Source organism: Cronobacter sakazakii (assembly GCF_000982825.1).
In the GTDB taxonomy this organism is placed as follows: Bacteria; Pseudomonadota; Gammaproteobacteria; order Enterobacterales; family Enterobacteriaceae; genus Cronobacter; species Cronobacter sakazakii.
Genome location: NZ_CP011047.1, coordinates 3,486,351 through 3,506,128 on the forward strand (window position 1 = coordinate 3,486,351; position 19,778 = coordinate 3,506,128).

Genomic DNA, 19,778 nt, shown 5'->3' on the forward strand with positions numbered 1-19,778 from the left:
TAACCGTTCAGCGCGTTCGGTTGGAAGAAGACGCCGGGCGCGCCTGACACGGGCCGCATCTGACCTGAGCTAAACGGGCTTTTTTCGCCTGCGGGCTTCTGCGTCAAAAATTCAGGCGGAACCGCCGCCTTACACGCGCTAACCCTTTGTAATCACAGGAGAGGCTATGGAATTTCACGATTTAACCTACTGGCAGAATAAGGCGGCGCGGCTGACTATCGAAGGCCGGCTATTTTATCAGGGCGACTACCGGGCGGCTGCCAGCGGCGACACTTTTAGCGTACTCAACCCGGCCACCGGCGAGCCACTTGCCGAAGTGGCGCGCGGGGCGAAGCGCGACGTGGACGCCGCGGTGGCGAGCGCCCGTGCGGTGTTCGAGCGCGGCGACTGGTCGCAGGCGGCACCCGCTGCGCGCAAAGCGGTGCTCATGCGCCTGGCCGCGCTAATGGAGCAGCATCACGAGGAGCTGGCGCTGCTGGAGTCGCTCGACACCGGCAAACCGATTCGCCATAGCCTGCGTGATGATATTCCAGGTGCGGCCCGCGCGCTGCGCTGGTACGCCGAAGCGGTCGATAAACTCTATGGCGAGGTGGCGCCCACCGATAACGCGTCGCTTGCGATGATCGTGCGCGAGCCGGTCGGCGTGGTGGCGGCCGTGGTGCCCTGGAATTTCCCGCTGCTGCTCGCCTGCTGGAAGCTTGGCCCGGCGCTTGCCGCCGGTAACAGCGTGGTGCTCAAACCCTCTGAGAAATCGCCGCTCTCGGCGCTGCGCCTTGCGGGGCTGGCGCGTGAAGCGGGGCTGCCGGATGGCGTGCTGAACGTAATACCGGGCTTCGGCCACGAGGCGGGCCAGGCGCTCTCGCTGCACCCGGATGTGGACGTGATGACCTTTACCGGCTCCACCCGCACCGGCAAACAGCTCCTTAAAGACGCGGGCGAATCGAACATGAAGCGCGTCTGGCTCGAAGCGGGCGGCAAGAGCGCCAATATCGTTTTCGCCGATTGCCCGGATCTCGACCAGGCCGCGGCGTCGGCTGCCGCCGGGATTTTCTATAACCAGGGCCAGGTCTGCATCGCCGGTACGCGCCTGCTGGTGGAAGCCTCCATTAAAGACGCGTTTCTGGCGCGCGTGAAAGCGCATGCGCAGAGCTTTACGCCAGGCGATCCGCTCGACCCGCAGACCACCATGGGCACGCTGATCGATGACGATCACGCCGCCAGCGTGCGCCGCTATATTGAGCTTGGCCAGGCGCAGGGCGCGACGCTGTGGCTCGATGGCCGCGCGCAGACGCACCCGGCCTGCATTGGCCCGACGATTTTTACCGACGTGGATAACCAGATGCGCGTCGCCCGCGAGGAGATTTTCGGCCCGGTGCTGGCGGTCACGACCTTTACCGGCGAAGAGGAAGCGCTGCGGCTCGCCAACGACAGCGACTACGGGCTCGGTGCCGCCGTCTGGACCCGCTCGCTCTCACGCGCCCATCGTATGGCCCGACGTTTGAAGGCGGGTTCCGTCTTTATCAATAACTATAACGACGGCGATATGACCGTACCGTTCGGCGGCTATAAGCAGAGCGGCAACGGGAGCGATAAATCGCTGCACGCGCTGGAAAAATTCACCGAACTGAAAACCATCTGGATGAGCCTGGAGCACAATCATGACTGAACATGTAAACAGCTACTACGCCGCAAGCGCCAATCCGCATGCGCCCTTCCCGACGCTTACAGAATCGCTCCAGTGCGATGTCTGTATTGTCGGCGGCGGCTATACCGGGCTTTCGTCGGCGCTGCATCTGGTGGAGCAAGGCTATGACGTGGTGCTGCTGGAGGCCGCGCGGATTGGGTTTGGCGCGAGCGGGCGCAACGGCGGCCAGGTGGTGAACTCGTATAGCCGCGATATTGACGTTATCGAGGCGCGCTACGGCGCAGAAACGGCGCGGATGCTCGGCAGCATGATGTTTGAAGGCGGCGAGATAATCCGCGAGCGCATTACGCGTTATGACATTCAGTGCGACTACCGCCCCGGCGGGATGTTTGTGGCGCTGAACCGCAAGCAGTATCTCGGGCTGATGGAGCAAAAGGCCAGTTGGGAGCGCTACGGCAATAACGGTCTTGAGCTGCTGGACGCCGACGCGGTGCGCAGCGAAATCGCGAGCCAGCGTTATACCGGCGCGCTGCTCGACCACAATGGCGGCCATATTCATCCGTTAAACCTGGCGCTCGGCGAGGCGGAGGCGATTCGCTCGCTCGGCGGTAAGATTTTCGAGCAGTCGGCGGCGGTGAGCATTACGCACGGCCAGCCTGCCGTGGTCAAAACCGCGCAGGGCCAGGTGACGGCGCGCTACGTGATTGTGGCGGGCAACGCCTATCTCGGCACGCGTCTTGAGCCTGCGCTCGCGCGACGCAGTATGCCGTGCGGCACGCAGGTGGTCACGACCGAGCCGCTGACCCCGGACGTGGCGGCGTCGCTGCTGCCGAACAATTATTGCGTCGAGGACTGCAACTATCTGCTCGATTATTACCGGCTGACGGCGGATAACCGCCTGCTCTACGGCGGCGGCGTGGTCTACGGCGCGCGCGACCCGGATGACATCGACCGGCTGATTATGCCGAAACTTTTGAAGACGTTCCCGCAGCTGAAAGGCGTGAAGATCGATTATCGCTGGACGGGGAATTTCCTGCTGACGCTCTCGCGGATGCCGCAGTTCGGGCGGCTTGAGAACAACATTTATTATATGCAGGGCGACAGCGGCCACGGGGTGACCTGTACGCACCTTGCCGGCAAGCTTATCTCCGAGGCGCTGCTCGGCGACGCCGAGCGTTTCGACGCGTTCGCGACGCTGCCGCATTATCCGTTCCCCGGCGGGCGCTCGTTTCAGATCCCGTTTACCGCGATGGGTGCCGCATATTACAGCCTGCGGGACCGGCTGGGCGTGTGATTGGTACGCTGGGTGCGTGATTGAAACGGTGGGTGCGCTTCGCTTACCCACCCTACAAACCACGCGGCGCCGATGTTGGTGGTTTTGCTCCGGCTTAAAAAAATCGGCTTCGCCGTTTCGCCGCAAACACGGTGGGTGCGCTTCGCTTACCCACCTTACATCTAACGTGCGGCCCAATATCGTAGGGCGGGTAAGCAACGCGCACCCGCCATCCAGCATTATGGAGAACGCCTGGGCCGGGTGATATATACAAGGACGGTGAACACGTTCCGTTCGCCATAATGCTGCCTTTATATGGATGCTCGTTTCACGCGAACGTGCAAAGGGAGCTCGCCGCCGCCCCCTTTGCAATCCCGGCTCCCGGCGGAAAATCGGCCCTGATGGGCCGATTTTTTTTGAGCCGGAATAAAACCATCACCTTACCGTTTGTTTTGTGGCGGGTTAAAAAAACGGTGGGTGCGCTTCGCTTACCCACCCTACGAACCACGTGACGCTGATGCCGCCATCACATCCATTCCTCTTCCTTTATTACACGCAAAAAAAAAGCCGCCCCGTGTGGGGCGGCTGTCCTGATTGCCTGTTATCAGAAGCTGACTTTCAGCGTCACCTGGCCACCGTAGCCGCCGGTACCGGCGTCGTCGATGGTTTTGGTGTAACCGGCGCGAACGCCCAGCGTCACGTTGTCGCGGATCTGGCCGTCGATACCCACATCCAGCGCGGCGGCGGTGCCGTCCTGATCCGGATTGAAGGAGACCTCGCTGCCTGCCACACCCGGCGCGCTCACGTTCACATCGCCTTTGGAGTCAAACGTCTGGATAAAGGACGGACGCACCCACCAGCTTACCGGCGGCGGGTTGCCGCTCTCTTTCAGCGTCGCGTTGTTGCCAAAGCGCAGACCGGCACGCACCTGCTGGCTGTGACCGTCGCCGAACTGCACATCAGCAGCATCGTCGTTGCCATCTTTCAGGTTCACGCCGCGGTACTGGTATTGCACCTGCGGTTCGAGCACCAGGCCACTGCCGATATCAAACGGCAGACCGGTTTCGAAGGAGCCCACATAGCCCCAGCCGTGCGTTTTCATGCCGTCGCCGTCGCGCGGGTTGGTATCGAAGTTATGACGCGTACCCTGCGCCACCACATCAACCCACCAGCCGCTCTCATGCACGCCGTTGACATACAGACCGGCGCTGTACGCGTCGTCACGCACCGTACCCGCTTTCGATTTCTCGCTGCGCTGAACGTCGATAGCCGACAGACCTGCCGCACCGTAGATGCCGACACCCCATTCCATCGAGGGTGCCTGGCCTCTCCACAGATCGCTACCGATCTGCAGGAAGGTGTAGCCGCCTTTGCTTTCCGGCGTGTTGCCGTTACGCAGATCCGCACCGCCATGATCGTGGCTCAGTTGGCCTGCCTGGAAGCGCGCCCACAGGTTGCTGCCATCTTCAGACGGGCTGCGTGCCGCGTAGCGACGGCTGTCGAGCGAACCAAGCAGCGCGCTGTCGTAGTCCATCGCCTGCGCATACAGCGAGGTGTAGAGATACATGGCTGAACGGTAGTTCTGCGGGCCGTTTTCATCGCCGCTACCGGACGCGGTCGTCAGATACCAGCTTTCGTTGCCAGCGCCCTGACGCAGGCTGTAGTTATACGCCCCCGCCTGCAGGTTGTTGGCAAGGCTGAACGCATCGTCGGTGGTGGTCGCACCGTTGATGGCATTCACAACCTGGATGCCGTCGCCGGTGGTGCGCGCACCGAGGCCACCCTGATTACGGATAGCGATGCGGGTGTTGCCGGTCGCGGTGCCGCCGTCAAGGATCAGGCTGTCGGTGGTCGCCGTACCGCCCTGGAACAGGGTGTTCAGCGTGATGGTGCCGCCGTTACCCGTCAGACTAGTGACCGTCAGGGTTTTCGGAACGAACGCGCCCGTCGGTGCCTGGTAATCGATAGAGCCGCCGAGCGTCAGGTTGTCCAGCAACGAGTTGCCGGTCATCAGCCAGGTGGAGCCAGCGTCAACGGTCAGATCGGTCGGGTCAATCATACCGGTGAGCGAGGTGCCGTTGGTCAGTTGCAGCGAGGTGCCAAGCTGCGCGATAACGTCCGTCACCGCTTCGAGGCCGCTGAAGACCAGCGTACCGCTCTGCAGCCAGGTGCCGCCGGTCTGCTTAAGAATACCGCTGACGGTCAGTTTGCCGTCGCCGTCTTTGTACAGGCTGCCGGTGCCGTTGATATTCGCGGCAATGGTGTTGTCGCTCTTATCGGTGGTCACGCTCAGCTTGCCGGTATTGGTGACGTTGCCCGCGATGGCCGAGCCATCTTTCAGCGCGGTGGTGCCGGTCAGGATACCGCCATCCGCCACGTTGAGTTTACCGCCATCCTGCACCACGGTGTTGTTGGCGATACCGTCTGCTGCAACGGTCAGCACGCCGCCGCCTTCCAGCAGCACGCTGTTCGCCAGTTTATTGGCGATAGAGAACTGACCCAGCGCGTTGGTGCCGTTAACCGTTGTGTCGGTGCCGGCGATAATACCCGCGCCGCTGTTAAGATCGATGTTGGTCGCTTCGGCCGCATCCGCCACCGCCAGCATACCGCCCTGGTGAATGATGGTCTGGTCGGCGACACCGCCTTTACGGATGTACTGTACGCCGCCTTTGGTCACGGTGGTCGCGATAGCCGTACCGCCCAGCGTCACGCTCTGGCTGCCGTTTTCGCTGACGGTGGAAGACGCCACCGTACCGCCGTTATTGACGACCTGATCGCCCACCACGGTGTTGTCGATGACAATACCGCCTTCATTGACGTTCTGGATCCCGCCCGCCTTGATGATGGTCGAAATCACCGTACCGCCGCTGTTGACGTTCTGCGTACCGCCCAGATTGATGGTGGTGCTGGTCGCCGTACCGCCGGTCAGCACGTTCTGAACGCCGCCGTATTCAATATTGGTATTGAAAGCCTGGCCGCCGTTGTAGATATTCTGCGCAGTGCGGCCATACAGGCTGGTGTTTTTCGCCACACCGCCGCGGTAGACGTTCTGTACCGCGTCAGCCGCGAGTTCAGCGCCGTCAGCGGTACCGCGCACGTTCTGTACAGAGCCGTTAATCAGCACGGTATTCTCAGCCGTAGCGCCCGCGCCGATGTTCTGGACAGCGCCGGTATCCATACTGGTGTTCACGGCGCGACCGCCGCTCAGCAGGTTTTGCTCGCCGCCGCGGTTATTGGTTTCGGTAACCACCGCGCCGTTGTAGACGGTCTGTTTCGCATCGTCGTTCAGCCAGGTTGAGGTGACGTTCGCGCCTGCATACACGCGCTGTTCGCCATTCTCATACAGTTCGGAGCCGATAGAAGTCCCGTAAACATCCATTACGCCGTTGTCGAAGACCATCGTCACGTCCGCCAGAGCGTCTTTGTTTACGCGCTGGTAGCCGTTGTTTTGCAGAATGGTCACGATGGAGTGGCCGTCCACAATCTGCGTGCCTTCCACCGTTGTCATATCGGTGGTGCCGCCGGTAAAGACGTTTTCTCTGCCGCCCGTGGCGATGGTGCCGCCGTAGGTGTAGCCGCCGGAATTAACATTCTGAACGCCGCCTTTCTCGACGCGGGTGTCGTAGGCTTTACCGCCGCTGCCGATGTTCTGCGTGCCGCCCAGCAGACGGGTCGCCAGCGCCTGCGCGCCGTTGTTGACGTGCTGCTCGCCGCCGTTCATCACGGTAGAGATAGCGACCGCCGAGTTAGCCAAAATCTGGGTGCCGCCGGCGTTAATCACGGTGCTGCGCGACCAGCCGTACGGGTCGACAATCTGCTGCCCGCCGTTGTTAACAACCGCGTCAAACGACTGACCATCGACGCGCTGGACGCCGCCGCTGTTGACCAGCGTGCCTTTCGCGTGACCGCTCGCCATGATGAGCTGCACGCCGCCGTCGCTGATGCTGGTGCCGGACGCGGTGCCTTCAACCAGCTGCGTGCCGCCGCCAAAGACGGTGCCGTCAGACGCCGCGCCGCCCAGTTTCACGTGCTGGACGCCGCCGCTGTGAACGATAGAGCCCGCCGCCAGACCGCCCACATTCACGATTTGCAGGCCGCCGTCGTTGATGACCGCAGAGATAGCCGTGCCGTCAACCGCCTGGGTGCCGCCCTGGTTGATTTGCGCGTCCACCGCTTTCCCGGTTTCCTGCACGAGCTGCGTGCCACGGTCGCCAATGCTGGTGCCGGACGCTGTACCCGCTACCACCTGGGTGCCGCCTGCGAAGATTTTCGCAGTTGAGGACGCGCCGCCTTTGTTGATGTGTTGCAGGCCGCCGCTGGTGACGATAGATCCGCGCGCCAGGCCGCCGTTGTTGATAATCTGCGTACCGCCATCTTTCACGACCGCGGACGTCACGGTACCGTCGACGCTCTGTACGCCGCCGCGGTTCACGTGAGTATCGTTCGCCATCCCGGTTTTGGTGACGAGCTGAACACCGCCGTCGCTGATGCTGGTGCCGGACGCCATGCCCGCAACCACCTGAGCGCCGCCGCCAAAGATAACGCCGTCGGACGACGCGCCGCCGAAGTTAATATGCTCCAGACCGCCACTGTTGACCGTGGTGGCACGCGCCAGACCGCCGCTGTTGACGAGCTGAATGCCGTCTTTATTCACGACCGCCGAGGTGGCCGTGCCGTCAACGCGTTGCAGACCGCCCGCGTTCACCAGCGATGCGAAAGCCAGACCGCCGGTTTTCACATGCTGAATAGCGCCCTGACCGATAACGGTACGACCCGCCGTACCGGAGACCGACTGAATGCCGCCGAGCAGTACGGAATCTGACGCCGCGCCGCCCAGTTTCACATCCTGAACGCCGCCGCTGCGCACCACGGTGCTGTTGGCGTGGCCGCCGTTCTGCACCAGCTGTACGCCGCCGTCGTTGATGGTCGCGTAGTTGGCGGTACCATCGACATTCTGCAGACCGCCGCTGTTAACGGTCGCGCTAACCGATTTACCAGTCGCTTCGATATGCTGCTCCGCACCGGCATCGATCTGGGTATTAGACGCGGTGCCCGCAAGCTGCTGCACGCCGCCAAACAGATGCGCGTCGGCAGAGGCGCCGCCCACGGAGACGTGTTGCAGACCGCCGCTGTTGACCTGGGTGTTTTTCGCCAGGCCGCCGCTGTTAACAATCTGGGTGCCGCCGTCTTTGACAATGGCGGAAATCGCCGTGCCGTCAACGGCCTGAGTACCGCGATTGTTGATTTGCGTGCCGGTCGCCTGGCCTGTCACCTGCACCTGCTGTGAGCCGCCGTCGTTCACGCTGGTGCCGGATGCGTTGCCGGAAACCTGCTGGATGCCGCCGCCAAAGACGACGCTGTCAGAGGCGGAGCCGCCTTCTGCCACATACTGCAGGCCGCCGCTGTTGATCGCCGTGCTGTCCGCTTTGCCGCCGCGGTTAACGAGCTGGATGCCTTTATCGTTGATGGTGGTGGTTTTTGCAGTACCGTCGACGCGCTGCAGACCACCTGCGTTAATGAGCGTGCCGGAGGCATTCGCGCCCACCTGCACATGCTGTACGCCGCCGTCGCCGATGATGGTGTCGCCCGCCGTACCCGCCAGTTGCTGGGTGCCGCCAAGCAGGATGGAGCCCGAGGCCGCGCCGCCGAGTTTCACATCCTGCACGCCGCCGCTGCGCACCACGGTGCTGTTGGCGTGGCCGCCGGTCTGAATCAGCTGGGTGCCGCCGTCGTTCACGGTGGCGAAATTCGCGGTGCCGTCCACGTTTTGCAGGCCGCCGCTGTTGACCGTCGCGCTGACAGAAAGGCCCGTCGCTTCGATATGCTGTTCGCCGCCAGCGTCAATCTGCGTGTTAGACGCGGTGCCCGCGAGCTGCTGCGTGCCGCCAAAGAGATGCGCATCGGCAGACGCACCGCCGAGCGACACATGCTGCAGGCCGCCGCTGTTGACCTGGGTATCTTTCGCGAGACCGCCCTTGTTGACGATCTGGGTACCGCCCTCTTTCACCACGGCGGAGATTGCCGTGCCGTCAACGGCCTGGGTACCGCGATTGTTGATCTGGGTGCCGATCGCTTTACCGGTCACCTGCACCTGCTGGGAACCGCCGTCGTTCACGCTGGTGCCGGACGCCATGCCGGAAACCTGCTGAATACCGCCGCCAAAAACGGTGCCTTCAGACGCCGCACCGCCCTGGGCGATGTATTGCAGACCGCCGCTGTGAACCGCGGTGTTGTCCGCAAGGCCGCCGCTGTTGACCAGCTGGATGCCTTTGTCGTTGATGGTCGTGTCTTTCGCGGTCCCGTCGACGCGCTGCAGGCCGCCTGCGTTAATCAGCGAGCCGGACGCCGAACCGCCGGTTTTCACATGCTGTACGCCGCCATCGCCAATGATGGTGCCGCCCGCGTTGCCCGCGAGCTGCTGCGTGCCGCCGAGAAGAATGGAGTCAGACGCCGAACCGCCGAGGGCCACGTCCTGAATGCCGCCGTCGCGCACCACGGTGCTGTTGGCATGACCGCCGGTCTGCACCAGTTGCACACCGCCGTCTTTGATAGTGGCATAGTTGGCCGTGCCGTCGACATTCTGCAGACCGCCGCTGTTGACCGTCGCGCTCACGGAAAGCCCGGTCGCTTCGATATGCTGCTGTGCACCGGCATCGATCTGGGTGTTTGACGCCGTACCCGCCAGCTGTTGCGTGCCGCCGAAAAGATGGGCATCGGCAGACGCGCCGCCGAGCGATACATGCTGCAGGCCACCGCTGTTCACCTGGGTGTTTTTCGCAAGGCCGCCACGGTTAACGAGCTGGGTGCCGCCGTCTTTGACGATGGCGGAAATTGCCGTGCCGTCAACGGCCTGGGTACCGCGGGCGTTGATTTGCGCATCGCGGGACTGGCCGCCGACCTGAACCTGCTGGCTGCCGCCGTCGTTGATGCTGGTGCCGGACGCAGTGCCGGAGACTTGCTGGATGCCGCCGCCAAAGATCACGCCATCAGAGGACGAACCGCCCGCGCTGACATACTGCACGCCGCCATTATTGACGGTGGTGTTACGGGCGTAACCGCCGCGCTCCACCAGCTGATGGCCCCCGTCGTTGACCACGGCGGAGATGGACGTGCCGTCAACCGACTGCGTACCGCCATTATTGATAATGGTGGTGGTTGCCGTGCCGCTCGCCTGTACGTGTTGCTCGCCGCCATTGCCGACGACGGTATGCACCGCTGAACCGGCTACCTGCTGTACGCCACCCTCGAGAACAACCGTTCTCTGCGCCTGGCCGTCTTTTTCCACGAACTGCAAACCGTCATTGATGACAGTGCCGTTCGCCACGCCCTGCTGGCGAACAATCTGAACGCCGCCATCATTCAGCGTGGTTTTCTGTGTCAGCCCGCCTGCAACAATCTGATTGCCCTGCGCGCCGATAATATGATTTGTCGTCGTCCCGCCGACCAGAACCTGCTGGGTGCCGTTCTGCACCAGCTCATCCTGTACCGACGAGGTGACATCGGGCGTGAACGCGAACGCGCCGCCGCTGGCAAGCGAACTCCCTACCGCTGCCGTCAACAACACCGCCCCGCTGGCGCGTTTGCCCTTCGCTCGCGTGAGCTCGGAGACCACAATAAACGCGCGCTGGACTTCACTCCACACCAGCCGGTAACTGCAATTAAGACTTCTCTTCATATTGATGCCCTCGAAACCCGCTCAGACGCCGTTATGCGGCATGCTGATTTGGGTCTGCCAATGCTGTTGTTTTGATGTCGAATGGGTTGCTTTTCAGGGAGATCAGCCGACGTAAGTGGCCAATCACCTGTTTACCCGTGATAAAACGCGTGCACTCGTACTGCCGGTCCGTGCCTTTGTGGCGCGGACACCAGAAATAGTCCTGATGATCAAAATTAAGCCGCACGTCATCCCAGCAGCCGTTGCAGACGTGGGTATTGATGACGCGCCAGGGGGTATAAAACTCGCTGGCCGGCAGGCTGAAACCGCTAATCAGCACCACCGGAATGCGACAGCCCCAGGCAAGCCAGGAAAGACCGCTGCCGAGGCCGATGAAAAACTCTGCGTGTTCGAGCAGCGCCACGCGGTCGCGCAGCGGCAGGTTGCCGGTAAAATCTTCCGCACCGTGGGGGATTTTGTTCCAGACATAGCCGCGTCCGACAACACGCTCTTTGTCGATGCACAGCACGCGGTAGCCCTGCGCTTTCAGAAATTCGATCACCTCATGCCAGCCGGTGCCGTTATTCCAGAATTTGGCCTGGCTGGTGGATTGCGTGGCGATGCAGACATAGGGTTCGGGTATCTGGCGCGGCGAATGGACGCGCAGATCGGGGACGATTTCGCTCGGGTCGACGCCCAGAATATGGCCTGCCGTGCGGTGTAACCCGACCGCGCGAAAATCAAACGGCTGCTTGTCGAGATCGCCCTGAAAGAACAGCCCGACGCGCCAGGTCGCGTAAGGCGGCTCGCGGTGCGTCCGCTGGCTTGCCCAATTCTCCGGTGCGTAAAACTGCAACTGTGTGTAGACGGGCGCGAAAAGATCGATAATCGGCTGCGCCATCGTGCATTCCACCTGGCAGCCGTAAGTCTGACGAAAGCGTTCGGCATAGGGCACCCATCCCACAAGATCGCCCAGCGTGCCGGTGGGAAAGGAGATCAGCACCGGTTTGTCGCGCATATCGAGCGCGTGGTCGAGCAGCGGTTCGCTCTGCCCTTTTTTCCAGACCTGTAACCGAAACGGGACATAGTATTTCTTGGTACTAATTACCCAGCCTTCGGCGATATCACTCGCAAAAAGTATATTTCCCGTTTCGTCATCGCTTATTTCGACGCGCCAGTCACCTGCGGGAAGCAGCAGTCTGGCACCGTCATTGAAATCGTACAAAATGCCTTCCGGACCCTGCTGTGTGGGTATTTCCGGGGGTAAAATAAAGGCGTAGCCATTACTGGCAGATGAAGAAAGCGTCATCGCCATACCTACCTTAATTATCAGTATCAGGGTTATGCTGCTATTAAATAATTAACCCAACGTGTTTCAGACACACGTCAACTCTCGGCGCGCTGTTGCCCGAGACAGTTATTTATCCGACATCTTTCCGTTCCTTGAGCCATCTTAAAGCTGGTTTTAGTGTAGCTACATCGTTACTTATTGCAAATTTTTACCAAATATAAAAGTCCTTTTAAATCATAGAGATGAAGAAATGTCACCCTGAGTGACTTTTCACTAAAGCTAAACTTTACAAGCATTTAGCTCTGCTATAGAGACACTCTTTTAGGATTATCCTTACCTTGCAATACGCAGATCAGGCTATTTTCGGGTAGGGAGAATATATTAACCGGGCGACAAGCCAGGCGCTAAAAACATATTCTTTGAAGGATTTCAATAGGACAAACGGAAGCTATAGGCTTTTTCTTAAGACAGATATTAGTAGGGATTGGTTACTGACAGCAATTAATTAATGAATAAAAAATAAACACCCGCGACTGAAACCTTATGTGAATAATGATTTTTAGGACTAATACATAAACGATAATAGATATTCCGAAACGTTTTGGGCTGATGAATATATTTTGAGCGTGTTGTTTTATTATTGCGAGCGCATTCACAAGACAGTTGTACAATAACGACGCGCCTATAACGTTTTGTCATCCTTCCTTAACGGGTAAGTAACAGAAACGAAGCGGTGGCAGCTTTTCCATTATGAAACAGCGTTTTTAATTCCTTTCTGTCCTGGTGGAAGCTATAATGCGGGCATTCTAACTTGAATGGTTTCAGCACATTGGATATCGCCTTTACCGTCGAACAATCGCTCACTCGCCGCCTGGCTGAACCACAAGCACACTTTCTCCTGCACGCTTTTTTGATGTCACCTATCCTTAGGCTGTGGCATCACAACTTTCGCAACACAAGTTTACCCAAACGGCAGAGTACGCCGCAGGGCATGATTTCCATATCCTTCAACTAAAGATTAAGACTGTCATGAAAAAGACGAAAATTGTTTGCACCATCGGCCCGAAAACCGAATCCGAAGAAATGCTGACCAAAATGCTCGACGCGGGCATGAACGTGATGCGCCTTAACTTCTCCCACGGCGATTACGAAGAACACGGTCAGCGCATCAAAAACCTGCGCAATGTTCTTGCGAAAACCGGCAAGCAAGCCGCCATTCTGCTGGACACGAAAGGCCCGGAAATCCGCACCATCAAACTGGAAGGCGGCAATGACGTCTCCCTGAAAGCGGGCCAGACCTTTACCTTTACCACCGACAAATCCGTTGTCGGCAACAGCGAAATTGTTGCGGTGACCTACGAAGGCTTCACCAAAGACCTTTCCGTCGGCAACACCGTGCTGGTGGATGACGGCCTGATCGGCATGGAAGTGACGGCCATCGAAGGTAACAAAGTCATCTGTAAAGTGCTGAACAACGGCGATCTGGGTGAAAACAAAGGCGTTAACCTGCCGGGCGTTTCCATCGCGCTGCCAGCGCTTGCTGAGAAAGACAAGAAAGATCTGATTTTCGGTTGCGAGCAGGGCGTCGACTTTGTCGCAGCCTCCTTTATTCGTAAACGCTCTGACGTCGAAGAAATTCGCCAGCACCTGAAAGCGCACGGCGGCGAGCACATCCAGATCATCTCCAAAATCGAAAACCAGGAAGGCCTGAACAACTTCGACGACATCCTCGAAGCGTCTGACGGCATCATGGTCGCGCGTGGCGACCTGGGCGTGGAAATCCCGGTAGAAGAAGTGATCTTCGCGCAGAAGATGATGATCGAAAAATGTATCCGCGCGCGTAAAGTCGTTATCACCGCAACGCAGATGCTGGATTCCATGATTAAGAACCCGCGTCCGACCCGCGCTGAAGCAGGCGACGTGGCGAACGCCATTCTCGACGGCACCGATGCCGTGATGCTGTCTGGCGAATCCGCAAAAGGCAAATATCCGCTGGAAGCAGTAACCATCATGGCGACCATCTGCGAGCGCACCGACCGCGTGATGACCAGCCGTCTGGAGTTCAACAACGACAGCCGTAAACTGCGTATCACCGAAGCCGTCTGCCGCGGTGCGGTGGAAACTGCCGAGAAACTGGAAGCGCCGCTGATCGTGGTGGCGACCGAAGGCGGTAAATCCGCGAAATCCGTTCGTAAATACTTCCCGGACGCGACTATCCTTGCGCTGACCACCAACGAACTGACCGCGCGTCAGCTGGTGCTGAGCAAAGGCGTGGTGCCGCAGCTGGTGAAAGAGATCTCTTCTACGGATGATTTCTATCGTCTGGGTAAAGATGCCGCACTGGAAAGTGGTCTCGCGAAGAAAGGCGATGTGGTGGTAATGGTCTCTGGCGCACTGGTACCGAGCGGTACGACCAATACCGCGTCTGTACACGTCCTGTAATAATATCCACCTATTTTTATGTATGATTAAAAAGGCGCCGCGAGGCGCCTTTTAATTTGGCTTAAATAGACGCTGTGAATAAAAAAGCAAATCGGATTTCACTATTTAAGATTGTTTTTTTCTAAGATGAATCCGATGAAAGTTAGCTGTTTTCCCTCAATTTTTTTAATGATCCGCGTAAGGTCGATGCTTCTTTGAGCGAACGATCAAAATTAAGCGTATTCCCATCAAAAAAATATTCTCAACCTAAAAAACTTTGTGTAATACTTGTAACGCTACATGGAGATTAACTCAATCTAGAGGGTATTAATAATGAATCGTACTAAACTGGTACTGGGCGCGGTAATCCTGGGTTCTACTCTGCTGGCTGGTTGCTCCAGCAACGCTAAAATCGATCAGCTGTCTTCTGACGTTCAGACTCTGAACGCTAAAGTTGACCAGCTGAGCAACGACGTGAACGCAATGCGTTCCGACGTTCAGGCTGCTAAAGACGACGCAGCTCGCGCTAACCAGCGTCTGGACAACATGGCTACTAAATACCGTAAGTAATAGTACCGTGTGATAGAAAAATGGCGCACATTGTGCGCCATTTTTTTTGCCTGTCTCCTGCCCTCTCGCCTCTTCTGTTTTTACGCTTTGCACTGATAACCAAAACCCGACGCCATAAACTTCCGTATCACCGGGATGCAGCCAGACACGATCACTGAATCGTGACGCGCCCTGCTGTGGGCTCTGCCGCGTCAGAGAGTGTCTCACCGCCTGACGGCATCACAGCCGCTTTCACGCTCTGTATCGTCGTCACGGGCGCAGGCGTCGTGCTGTGTGCATCCACCTGAACGGGATAGCCCGCCCTGCGCGTCAGCGCGTTATCCACCGCCACCGCGTCGGTGCCCGCGTCGTCAATAAACTGTCCGAAAGCGGCGTTAATCGCCACGGGCATCGTCTGCGGATTGTCGGCATCACTGCGCGAGAGCGGCTGGTGCACTTCCACATAGCGTCTGCCGTCCGGCTCCGTGGAATATTTCACCGGTTCATTGATGATTTGCACCCGCGTGCCCCACGCCACCTGGGTAAACAGCGATTTGATATCGGCGGCGCGCATACGGATACAACCTGAACTTGCGCGCAGCCCGATACTGCTGCGGGCATTGGTGCCGTGAATAAGATATTCGCCGCCACCCTGCTGTAAACGCAGCGCAAAGCGCCCCAGCGGGTTATTCGGCCCGGCGGGTATCACAGCAGGCAGCGTGATGCCCTGCGCCTGTGAGCGCGCGCGCATGGCGGCGATTGGCGTCCAGGTCGGGTTGGGGATTTTCTGGATGATGCGGGTGGTCATGACCGGCGTTTCGCGCCCCGTCAGGCCGATGCCTATCGGATAGACCTCCACGCGGTTCTCGCCTGGCGGATAGTAGTAAAGGCGCAGCTCAGCGAGATTAACCACTATGCCCTCGCGCGGCGTGTCGGGCAGCAGCATCTGCGAGGGGATCGTCAGCTCGCTGCCGGGCATCGGCAGATAAGGGTCAACGGTGTTATTGGCCTCCAGCAGTAACAGCACGCCGGTCTGATACCGCTCGGCGATTTTCTCAAGGCTTTGACTGTTTGCAGGAACAAGCCAGGTCTGATTCTGGCCAATCAGGCGGCTGCCGGGCGGCGGGAGCGGATAATCCACCGCCGACGCCTGCGTCGCGCCCATCAGCAGCAGCGCGAACAGCGGGAAGGAAAAAATCGGTTTCATAAGCACGACCTGTTTTCACCGGCGAGGCCGGAATGCTGAACATCCGCGAGGCCGCAGAGGCCACGCGTGACGAGGAAAAGTCGTGCTTTAAGATTAGCTCAGGTCGGCGGCTTTCGCGCGGATAGCGCGGATCATCGCCTCTAAGCCCTGAGAGCGGGACGGGGTGAGGTGCTGGGTCAGCGACATCTCTTCAAACCACGGACGCACGTCGAAGTTCACGATATCCTGCGCCGTCATCTGCTGGTAGAGCGCGAACACCACGGCGATAAGCCCTTTGACGATGGCGGCATCGCTGTCGCCGCGCATCTCAATCACGCCGTTCTCGCCAGGGTTCATCACAATCCAGACCTGGCTCTGGCAGCCCTGGATGCGGTGCGCGGGCGTGCGTTCGGCGTCGTCGAGCGGTGCCAGGCGCTGCCCCAGCTCAATGATATAGAGATATTTTTCTTCCCAGTTGGCGCAGCGGTTGAAGTTACGCAGCAGTTTTTCTTTTTCCGGCAAACCAGCCATTCTCGCTCCTTTTAGCCTAACAAACGATGAATGCGGATAAGCCCGGCCACCAGCCGGTCCACTTCATCTTCGGTATTGTACATCGCGAGCGACGCGCGGCACATCGCAGGCACGCCGTAGAACTCCATTAGCGGCATCGCGCAGTGGTGGCCGGTACGTACCGCAATACCGTAATTATCGAGAAAACTGCCCACGTCATAGGCGTGGTGCTTGCCAAGATTAAACGCGATAACGCCAAGGCGTTCCTGAGGGCCATAAATCTGTAAGTCCGGCACCGCCTGCAACTCGCGCAGCGCATACGCCATCAGCGTGCGCTCGTAATCGTGAATATTCTCAAGGCCAATGGCATCGACATAATCCATCGCCGCGCCAAGGGCGATAATGCCGCCCGTGTTCGGCGTTCCGGCTTCAAACCGCCACGGCGCTGCCGCCCAGGTGGTGCCTTCGGTCAGGCTGACGGTCGCTATCATCGCCCCGCCCCCTTCCCACGGCGGCATCGCCTGGAGAATCTCTTCTTTGGCGTAGAGAATGCCGATCCCGGTCGGCCCGTAAAGCTTATGGCCGGAGAAGAGATAGAAATCGCAGTCCAGCGCCTGTACGTCTACTTTGTGGTGCATCACCGCCTGCGCGCCGTCCACCAGCACTTTGACGCCCGCCTGATGCGCCGTCGCGATAATGTCCGCGATCGGGTTTTCGGTGCCGAGCACGTTAGAGACGTGCGTCACCGCCAGCAGGCGGGTGCGCTCATCCATCAGCGACGGCAGTTTATCGAGCTGTAGCGTGCCGTCCTGGTTAATCGGCAACACGCGAAGCTCAGCGCCGGTACGTGCGCAGAGCATCTGCCAGGGCACGATATTGGCATGATGCTCCATCGCCGTGACGATCAGGTTATCGCCCGCGCGCAGCTGGCTATTGCCCCAGCTGTTCGCCACCAGGTTGATCCCCTCGGTGGTGCCGCGCACGAATACAATCTCTTCCGGCAGGCGCGCGTTAATGAACTGCGCGGCGCGAGTGCGCACAGCTTCCATACGCTGGGTCGCGTCCGCGCTCAGGGTATGGATACCGCGATGCACCGCCGCGTAACCGTGGCGGTAGAACTCCGCCTCAGCCTCAATCACCGCTGTCGGCTTCTGCGCGCTGGCGGCGCTGTCGAGATAGGCCAGCGGCTGGCCGTTGACCTCACGTGCCAGAACCGGGAAATCGCTGCGGATCTGCTGTAGAGAAAAACTCATGCCTCTCCCCCTGCAAAGCGCTGACCGATACGCGCCAGCACCTGCTGTTTCAGCGCTTCGTCGTGGATGCTTTCGGTCAGCTCCGCGGCAAAGGCGTAAATGATCATCTGCTGCGCCGCCTGTTCGTTGATACCGCGCGAGCGCAGATAGAACATCTGTTCGTCGTCGATGCGACCCACGGTAGCGCCGTGGCTGCATTTCACGTCATCGGCGTAAATTTCCAGCTGCGGTTTGGTGTCCACTTCCGCCAGCCTGCCAAGCAGCAGGTTGTTGTTGGTCATCTGCCCGTCGGTCTTAATGGCATGCTGCGCCACTTTAATCAGCCCGTTAAAGACCGCGCGGCCTTTATCACGCACGATGGTTTTATGCAGCTGACGGCTGTTGCAGTAGCCTTTGTTGTGCTCAAGCCAGGTGCGGGTGTCGCACACCTCGTTATTCACCGGCAGCGCCAGACTGTTCACGCGAAGCGTAATGTTCTCGCCGTTGAGCTGCGTGCTGGTGTTGTGGCGCAATACGCCCGCGCCCAGCAGATAGCTGCTGCTGGCGGCATGGGCATCCTGCGACACGATTAAATCGTTATGCGCGAAGTGCCAGCTCACCGGGTTTTCAAACGCGAGCTTATAGTGATTAAGCTGCGCGTTAGCGCCCACCTGCATGGTCAGGCGCGCGCCGGTGAAGTGCGGTTTTTCGTCACGGCTGACGTAATGCTCGATAACCGTCGCCTGCGCGCCTTCGGCAAGCTCCAGATGATGACGATAATGTACGGTGTTGATTTCATCGCCCGCACGGCCCGCGCTGATGTGCATCAACAGAAGCGCTTTTGACGGCTTCTGGTTACGCGCCACGTGGATATGCGTTACGCTCTGCGCCAGGCTTTCGGTCAGGTGTAAAAACGCCTCCGGCTGCACCGGCGTGGTCAGCCCGCGGCGGCTGTCGTTCACGCTTATCTCAAAGCCGCTGTTGTCCGTCGCGTCGCTCAGTTCCGGCGCGAAGCGGCCATCAATAAACACCAGGCGCAGCGCGTCAACGGGCAGCGCCAGCGCGCTCAGTGCTTCCTGGCTTAGCGCCTCGGCAGCGGGTGCCACGAAATCGTGCTTCAGCAGGCCGTCGAGCGGCGTGTATTTCCAGTCTTCATGTTTACGGGTCGGAAGGCCGAGGCGCAGCAGCTGTTGCAGATGCTCGCGCGCCTCTTCTGAGCGCTCACCGCCCTGCGCTTCAAACAGGCGATGCCACTGTTGCAGCGCGTTACTGCTGTTCGGTAAGCCAGCCATAGCCCTGCTCCTCCAGCTGTTTGACCAGAGAGAAGTCGCCAGACTTCACAATGCGCCCCTGGTAGAGCACATGGACGAAGTCGGGCTTGATGTAGTCCAGAATGCGCTGATAGTGGGTGACGATGATGAATGAACGCTTACCGTCGCGCAGCGCGTTCACGCCTTCGGAGACGATTTTCAGGGCGTCGATGTCCAGGCCCGAGTCGGTTTCATCGAGAATACACAGGTCTGGCTCCAGCACCGCCATTTGCAGAATGTCGTTACGCTTTTTCTCACCGCCGGAGAAACCCACGTTAACGGAACGGGTCAGCAAGTCTTCCGGCATTTGCAGCAGCTTGATTTTCTCTTCCATCAGATCCTGGAAATCGAAACGATCAAGCTCTTCCTGGCCGCGGTATTCGCGCACCGCATTCAGCGCGGTTTGCAGGAAGAACTGGTTGCTGACGCCCGGAATTTCTACCGGATACTGAAACGCCATAAAGATGCCTTCGCCTGCGCGCTCTTCCGGCGACAGCTCCAGCAGATCTTTGCCTTTGAAACGCACTTCGCCGCCGGTGATTTCATAATCTTCGCGCCCGGCGAGCGTTGCGGAAAGCGTACTTTTGCCGGAGCCGTTCGGCCCCATGATGGCGTGTACTTCCCCTGGTTTTATTTCAAGGTTCAAACCGCGCAGGATCGCCTTCTCTTCCACGCTGACCTGTAAATCTTTGATGCTTAACATGTCT

12 protein-coding genes are annotated in these 19,778 nt (G+C 59.3%); 5 read left to right on the top strand and 7 right to left on the bottom strand.

Features of this window, described 5'->3' with window-relative positions; genetic code table 11:
• Positions 1-166 precede the first annotated feature (166 nt).
• On the top strand, positions 167-1,666 hold the full coding sequence (gene puuC / locus CSK29544_RS16590) for an aldehyde dehydrogenase PuuC (protein WP_007902561.1): 1,500 nt from the start codon (positions 167-169) through the stop codon (positions 1,664-1,666).
• Entirely contained in the window at positions 1,659-2,939 is a 1,281-nt protein-coding gene (locus CSK29544_RS16595; RefSeq protein WP_007902557.1) for an NAD(P)/FAD-dependent oxidoreductase, read from the top strand. The genes puuC and CSK29544_RS16595 overlap by 8 nt, the downstream gene beginning before the upstream one ends.
• Before the next feature lie 583 nt (positions 2,940-3,522).
• Here CSK29544_RS16595 and CSK29544_RS16600 read toward each other — a convergent pair.
• Both CSK29544_RS16600 and CSK29544_RS16605 read right to left on the bottom strand, forming a co-directional pair.
• Positions 3,523-10,593, bottom strand: a complete 7,071-nt coding sequence (locus tag CSK29544_RS16600) for an AIDA repeat-containing protein (RefSeq protein ID WP_029038961.1) — start codon at positions 10,591-10,593, stop codon at positions 3,523-3,525.
• Between the two features lie 31 nt (positions 10,594-10,624).
• Positions 10,625-11,887 carry an autotransporter strand-loop-strand O-heptosyltransferase gene (locus CSK29544_RS16605; protein WP_007894118.1) on the bottom strand — a complete coding sequence of 421 codons (1,263 nt, stop codon included), beginning with the start codon at positions 11,885-11,887 and terminating at the stop codon, positions 10,625-10,627.
• Between the two features lie 805 nt (positions 11,888-12,692).
• Between CSK29544_RS16605 and ynhH the strand changes: the two genes are divergently transcribed.
• The 3 genes from ynhH to lpp all read left to right on the top strand — a co-directional run bounded on the left by ynhH (position 12,693) and on the right by lpp (position 14,854).
• Positions 12,693-12,878 carry a protein YnhH gene (gene ynhH, locus CSK29544_RS25230; RefSeq protein WP_272891165.1) on the top strand — a complete coding sequence of 62 codons (186 nt, stop codon included), beginning with the start codon at positions 12,693-12,695 and terminating at the stop codon, positions 12,876-12,878.
• A 14-nt stretch (positions 12,879-12,892) separates the two neighbouring features.
• Positions 12,893-14,305 carry a pyruvate kinase PykF gene (gene pykF / locus CSK29544_RS16610; protein WP_007696856.1) on the top strand — a complete coding sequence of 471 codons (1,413 nt, stop codon included), beginning with the start codon at positions 12,893-12,895 and terminating at the stop codon, positions 14,303-14,305.
• A gap of 312 nt (positions 14,306-14,617) precedes the next feature.
• Positions 14,618-14,854 (top strand): murein lipoprotein Lpp, encoded by a 237-nt coding sequence (gene lpp, locus CSK29544_RS16615; RefSeq protein WP_002443218.1) that lies wholly within the window; start codon positions 14,618-14,620, stop codon positions 14,852-14,854.
• A gap of 151 nt (positions 14,855-15,005) precedes the next feature.
• Here the strand turns inward: lpp and ldtE are convergent, their stop codons facing one another.
• From ldtE to sufC, 5 genes are all read right to left on the bottom strand, one after another.
• Complete coding sequence (gene ldtE, locus CSK29544_RS16620) at positions 15,006-16,040, bottom strand: L,D-transpeptidase LdtE (protein ID WP_007894112.1); 1,035 nt, start codon at positions 16,038-16,040, stop codon at positions 15,006-15,008.
• A 93-nt stretch (positions 16,041-16,133) separates the two neighbouring features.
• Positions 16,134-16,550: a cysteine desulfuration protein SufE gene (sufE, locus tag CSK29544_RS16625; protein ID WP_007783745.1), complete on the bottom strand. Its 417-nt coding sequence runs from the start codon at positions 16,548-16,550 to the stop codon at positions 16,134-16,136.
• An 11-nt stretch (positions 16,551-16,561) separates the two neighbouring features.
• Complete coding sequence (sufS, locus tag CSK29544_RS16630) at positions 16,562-17,782, bottom strand: cysteine desulfurase SufS (RefSeq protein WP_004386230.1); 1,221 nt, start codon at positions 17,780-17,782, stop codon at positions 16,562-16,564.
• Positions 17,779-19,053, bottom strand: a complete 1,275-nt coding sequence (gene sufD / locus CSK29544_RS16635) for a Fe-S cluster assembly protein SufD (RefSeq protein ID WP_029038962.1) — start codon at positions 19,051-19,053, stop codon at positions 17,779-17,781. The genes sufS and sufD overlap by 4 nt, the downstream gene beginning before the upstream one ends.
• On the bottom strand, positions 19,028-19,774 hold the full coding sequence (gene sufC, locus CSK29544_RS16640) for a Fe-S cluster assembly ATPase SufC (protein ID WP_004386232.1): 747 nt from the start codon (positions 19,772-19,774) through the stop codon (positions 19,028-19,030). Before sufC ends, sufD begins: the two co-directional genes overlap by 26 nt.
• Positions 19,775-19,778 lie beyond the last annotated feature (4 nt).